Source organism: Streptomyces sp. NPDC033845 (assembly GCF_055576225.1).
Window position 1 is genome coordinate 55,429 of the sequence record NZ_JBVIRI010000027.1, and the last position, 5,479, is coordinate 60,907.

Here is a 5,479-nt window from a genome sequence, read left to right on the forward strand (position 1 = left end):
CCCGGCACCGCTGCCGGGGGGCGCGCGGGGCCGGGGGCGGGGGGGGGGGCGGCGCCGGCCCCCCCCCCCCCCCCCCCCCCCGCCCCTCCCCCGCGCCCTGGTGTACACCTGGGACGCTAGGCACCAGGGCAGCACCGGGGCGGCACCGGATTGCGCGGGGCATGGCGAAGGGTCCGACCCGCAGGGGTCGGACCCTTCGGGGTGCCGGGGGTCAGGCGCCGGTGGCGTGGAGGCCACCGTCCACGTGGACGATCTCCCCCGTGGTGCTCGGGAACAGGTCCGACAGCAGGGCGACCACCGCGCGGGCGGCCGGGCCGGGGTCGGCCGGGTCCCAGCCGAGCGGCGCGCGGTCCTTCCACAGCTCGGCGAGGTCCGAGAACCCGGGGATGGACTTGGCGGCCAGCGAGACCAGCGGGCCCGCGGCCACCAGGTTGCAGCGGACCCCGGACGCCCCCAGGTCCCGTGCCAGATAGCGGTTGGTGGACTCCAGCGCGGCCTTGGCGACACCCATCCAGTCGTAGTGCGGCCAGGCCACCCCCGCGTCGAAGGTGAGACCGACCACGGAGGCCCCGGGCCGGTTCAGCAGCGGCAGGCAGGCGGCGGTCAGGGACTTCAGCGAGTACGCGGACACGTGGACGGCGGTGGAGACGTCCTCCCAGTCGCCGCCCAGGAAGTCGAAGGCGCCGGGCGGACCGTAGGCCACCGAGTGCACGACCCCGTCCAGGGAGGGATCGCCGCCCAGGTGCTCGGCGACCCGGTCGGCGAGGGTGTCGAGCTGGCTCTGGTCGGTCACGTCCAGTTCGACCACCGGCGCGGGCTTGGGCAGCTGGGCGGCGATCCGCTCGACGAGGGTGAGCCGGCCGAAGCCCGTCAGGATCACCTCGGCGCCGGCCTCCTGGGCGAGGCGGGCCGTGTGGAAGGCGATGGAGGAGGTGGTGACCACCCCGGTCACCAGCAGGCGCTTGCCCGCGAGCAGCGGAGCGGCCAGCGAACCGGTGGGGGCGGGTGCGTGGGTCGTCATGGAATCCCTCGGGTGGTGTGGGTGTGTGGGTGTGGGCGATGTGCGTGCGCGTGTGCGTGCGCGTGTACGGGTGTCAGTGGCGGACGGCGCGGTCGACCGGGACGCCGGTGGTCCGGTCGCCGAGGGTGAGCACGGTGACGGTCATCACCGCCATGGCCGCGCCGATCACTCCGAACAGCGCCCCGGGGCCGTACTCCTGGAGCACCGGGAGCAGGGCGAACGGCAGGAGGGCGGCGGTGAGCTTGGACAGCGAGTACGCGGCTCCGGAGGCGGCGGCGCGGATCTCCGTCGGGTACTGCTCGGCCAGGTAGACGTGCGAGACGCTGGCGAAGACGTTGCTGCACAGGGTGTAGGCGAAGCCGAAGGAGGCGACGAGCACGGCGGAGCCGGCGTAGGCGAAGCCGAGTCCCGCTGCCACCATCAGGCTGGCGGAGATCGCGATCAGGTATTTGCGTTCGATCCGGTCGATGATGGGAATGGTGAGCGCCGAACCGACCGGGTAGCCGAGGAAGGACAGGGCGGTGAAGCCGATCCCGGCCACGATCCCGTGTCCCTTGGCGGCCAGGATCTGCGGGGCGAGGGTGCCGAAGCCGTAGTAGCCGACGACCGACAGCGAGCAGAACACCCAGAGCATGGCGGTCCGGCGGCGCAGGCCGCGCTGGAACACGTCGCGCAGCCGCAGACGCGGCGAGGTGCCGCCCGCATCGACCGTACCGGCGTGGTCCGCGGTGCCGGCCGTGCCGGGGTCGGCGTCGGCGGCGCGGCTCGCGGCCAGGGCCGCGGCGGGCACCTCGGCCTCCATCCGGGCGACCAGTTCCTCGGCCTCCTCGGTGCGGCCGTTCGCCGCCAGCCAGCGGGGCGACTCGATGAGCCGCCGGCGCAGCACCCAGACGACGGCGGAGCCGAGGGAGCCGGCGATGAACAGCCAGCGCCAGCCGTCCACGCCCAGCGGGCTGAGCGGGACGAGCCACAGGGCGGCGAAGCCCACCAGCGGCACTCCGCAGAAGGCCAGGGTGTAGGCCCAGGCGATGAACCTGCCGCGCTTCTTGGCGGGCAGCACATCGGCCAGGTAGCAGTCGGAGAGGGCCTGCTCGGCGCCGATGCCGATGCCCGCGAAGAACCGGGTGACGATCAGCCAGGTGGCGTTGGGCGAGAAGGCTCCCAGCAGCGAGAAGCCGGAGTAGAGCGCGAGGTTGATCAGGAAGGCGCGGCGGCGGCCGTACTTGTCGGCGATCTTCCCGAGGGTGAGCGAGCCGACGAACTGCCCGATGAAGGCCGAGGCCAGGACCAGCTTCAGCTCGGTGGACCCGAAGCCGAAGTCCGCCTGGAGGACCTTGGCCAGGGTGCCGGAGAGGTGGTTCTCGAAGGTGTCGAAGAGCAGACCGATGCCGATCACCGCGGTGAGGCTGCGGTGGGTGGGGGTGATCGGCATCCGGTCGAGCCGGGTCGCTATCGAGGCCCGGCCGGCCGGCGCCTTCGTGAGGGTGGCCGTCTCGGCCATCTGGAACTCCTGGGGAACTCTGGGGACGAAGGAGGACGAGCGGAAGGAGCGGAAGGAGCGGAAGGAGCGGAAGGAGCGGAGGAACAGGGGATGGACGGTGGGGGGGAGGGGCCGAAACGACTGAGTCCCGGGGGAAGACCCCCGGGACTCGTGGTGAGGAGGGCCCGTGCGGGCTGCGCCCAGCGCCCACGGCCGGACGGACCTAGGCGGCCCGCTGCAGTTGCCTGTCGGCCTCACCGCTGCGCACGGGTGCGCTCACCTCGTGCAGGTACGTGGCGACCTCGCGGTACGAGGCCCAGAACCCGACCTCGTGGTACGGCACCCCGCGCTCGGCGCAGTAGTCCCGGGTGAGCTCCCGGGCCCGCGCCAGGTTCTTCTGCGGCATGGCGGGGAACAGGTGGTGCTCGACCTGGTAGTTGAGACCGCCGTAGAGGAAGTCGATGTACCAGGAGGGGCGGATGTTGCGGGAGGTCAGGACCTGGCGCTCCAGCCAGTCGAGGGTCTCCTCCTCTCCGTCCCGGACGTCCATGCCCTTGTGGTTCGGCGCGAAGATCATGCCGAAGTAGAAGCCGAGGGAGGCCTGCTGCACCACGATGAACGCCACCGCGAGGACCGGGGAGAGCACGGTGAAGGCGCAGGTCAGGTAGAACGCGGTGCGGGCCAGGAAGAGGACCGACTCCAGCACCGGGCGCTTGGTCTTGCCCTGGGCTATCGCGAGGACCGCGGTCTTGTGCATCTTGAAGGACTCAAGGAGCAGCAGGACGAAGAACATCACGCTCTGGTAGCGCACGACGAACTTCTGGTGGCCCTTGCGCGTCGCGTACTGCTTGATGTCGAAGATCGCCGTACGCCGGCCGATGTCCGGGTCCTTGTCGAGGTGGTTCGGGTTGCTGTGGTGGCGGTTGTGGTGGTTGACCCACCAGCCGAAGCTGACGCCGTTGACGACGTTGGCGTGGAAGTAGCCGACCACGTCCGCCGCCGTCTTGTTGCGGAACATGGCCTTGTGGCCGGCGTCGTGCCACATGAACGCCGACTGGCCGCCGCAGAGACCCATCCAGACGGCGGTGACCATCTGCCACCACGAGTCGCCGATGAGGAAGAAGGCGGCCAGGCCGGCCGCGATCAGAGCACTGTTGAGTGTCAGGCGCCACACGTAGTAGCGGGGGTCGAGGTCCAGGAGTCCCTCTGCCTTGACGCGCTTGAGGAGCTCCGAGAAGGTCGCCGACGCCCCAGTGCGCGGCGTGGCGGCGTTGACATCGGTCACTTGGACGTGCGGACCTTGCATGCAAAGCTCCTTGACGGAAAGGTTCCTGAACCGGAAAGGGGCGCCCCGGGCCGCGGCGTTCGGGGGTATGCCGCGGAAGCCGGGGCGCCCGTCTGAAGCGCGCCAAGCCTCGCGCGTCGAACTGATGCGCCACTGATGTTGGGCTGACCGCCTGCGCGGGGCCCGCTCAGCGAGCGTTCTCAGTGCTCGCGCAGCTTCTGGTCGTGCAGCCGCTGGTCGAGTGCGTGCAGTGCGGCGTCGGAGGTGCGGGCGGTCTCGCGGTCGTCGGGGGCGTGGATGACGGCCGTGAGGCCGTTGAGCACGGCCAACTGCATCTCGTCGGGCCCGTCGGCGGCCGCGGGGGCGGCGGTGGCGTCGGTCTCGCTCATGGGCGGTTCAGCTCCTGTCTGTCTGTCGGACGGTGGGGGGATCAGAAGGCGTTGCAGGCCCGGAAGATGTGCGCGAACGAGGCCAGCGACGGCGGCCCGTCGAAGGCCACGTACTCGGGCACCAGCAGGTCCGGGGCCCACTTCTGCTTGTACGAGAGCTGGGTGCGCGCCGGGTACAGGTCGTCGCCGCCCTGCCAGAGGGCGTGCATCAGCCACTGGAACGCCGGACTGTGCCCGTCCTGCTCGTGGGCCGCGTCCAGGCCGGTGAACGGCGTGAAGCCGAAGTGCAGCCACTCGACGCCCTCGCTGCGGAACACCTCGATGGCGTGCGCGTTGACGGCCTCCATCAGGCCCGGCGAGCCCTCGGGGATGCGCCGGCTGAGGTCGTGCATCCAGCCGGCCCGGCTCCCGTAGACCGGGGAGTACGAGATGTACGCGACGGGGGCGCCGTCGATGGTGCCGACGAACAGCCGTCGCTCCTGCTGCGCTTCCCCGCCGATCTCGCCGACCAGGAACTCCAGCGGGCGGGCGCCGCCCTTGGAGCCCAGCCAGGCCTCGTCGATGGTCTGGATGCCGCCGGCCCAGTCGTCGGCCTTGACCTCCTGGACGACCAGGCCGTTGCGCAGGGCGCGGGAGATCTTGTTGCGCAGCTGCATGAAGCGGGTGCCGCGCAGCGTGAACTCGGCCAGGGAGACGGCCCAGGAGGCGCCGACCTGGTTGACGACGAAGCCGCGGCGGGCGTACTCGGCGGCGTCGTGGGCCTGGAGCTGGACGCCGACGAGGGTGAGGCCCTCGTCGGCGACGTACTGCCGGAAGGCGTTCAGCAGCGGGCCGTAGTCGTCCGCGGCGGCGAACGGTCCACCGAACTGCACGGCGAACCGGCCGGTGCGACGGTAGACGACGACCCCGTCCAGGCCGGGCTGGGAAAACGTTTCGTTGCCACTGCCCAGCGCGAGGAAGGCGCTCGGGTTCTCGGCCTGCGTATACGTACGGATGGCGTCGAGAACCGCGCCGTCCTTAATGGTCGCGAGCATTCAGGGACCCCTTTCGTCAACTGTTTCGGTCGATGAGAGTAGAGCACCGAAACAGCGACCCGGGGAAGGTGCGAATTCTCTTTCCACGAGATGTCAGGAGGGCGTCAGCAGGATGTCAGGAGGGCCGGGCAATGTTGTCCATGTGAACGGCACGGGAAACCGGGCCGGAAACAAGGAGAGGTGCCCGGAGCGGTTTATCGGGGACCAGAGTTCGCTCGAAGTCGGGTCCGTAAGGATCCACGCAGGTTCGAATCCTGCCCTCTCCGCGCA

Annotated in this window: 5 protein-coding genes and 1 tRNA gene; 1 reads left to right on the plus strand and 5 read right to left on the minus strand. The window is 70.7% G+C overall.

The features are described from left to right. Positions 1-211: 211 nt before the first annotated feature. The 5 genes from fabI to ACZ50K_RS33810 form a co-directional block, all read right to left on the minus strand. Entirely contained in the window at positions 212-1,021 is an 810-nt protein-coding gene (fabI, locus tag ACZ50K_RS33790; RefSeq protein WP_468910421.1) for an enoyl-ACP reductase FabI, read from the minus strand. A gap of 73 nt (positions 1,022-1,094) precedes the next feature. Further along, positions 1,095-2,522, minus strand: a complete 1,428-nt coding sequence (locus ACZ50K_RS33795; protein WP_468910423.1) for an MFS transporter — start codon at positions 2,520-2,522, stop codon at positions 1,095-1,097. Between the two features lie 202 nt (positions 2,523-2,724). Next, the gene (locus tag ACZ50K_RS33800) at positions 2,725-3,807 is read right to left on the minus strand and encodes a fatty acid desaturase family protein (protein WP_468910425.1); all 1,083 of its coding nucleotides are present in this window, start codon (positions 3,805-3,807) and stop codon (positions 2,725-2,727) included. 179 nt (positions 3,808-3,986) lie between these two features. Continuing rightward, positions 3,987-4,175, minus strand: coding sequence for a hypothetical protein (locus tag ACZ50K_RS33805; RefSeq protein WP_468910428.1), 189 nt, complete (start codon positions 4,173-4,175; stop codon positions 3,987-3,989). Between the two features lie 41 nt (positions 4,176-4,216). Beyond that, a complete protein-coding gene (locus ACZ50K_RS33810) occupies positions 4,217-5,209 on the minus strand; it encodes a bifunctional lysylphosphatidylglycerol flippase/synthetase MprF (RefSeq protein ID WP_468910429.1) in 993 nt (330 codons plus the stop codon). A 174-nt stretch (positions 5,210-5,383) separates the two neighbouring features. Between ACZ50K_RS33810 and ACZ50K_RS33815 the strand changes: the two genes are divergently transcribed. After that, positions 5,384-5,475 (plus strand) — tRNA-OTHER (locus ACZ50K_RS33815). The last annotated feature ends 4 nt before the right edge of the window (positions 5,476-5,479 follow it).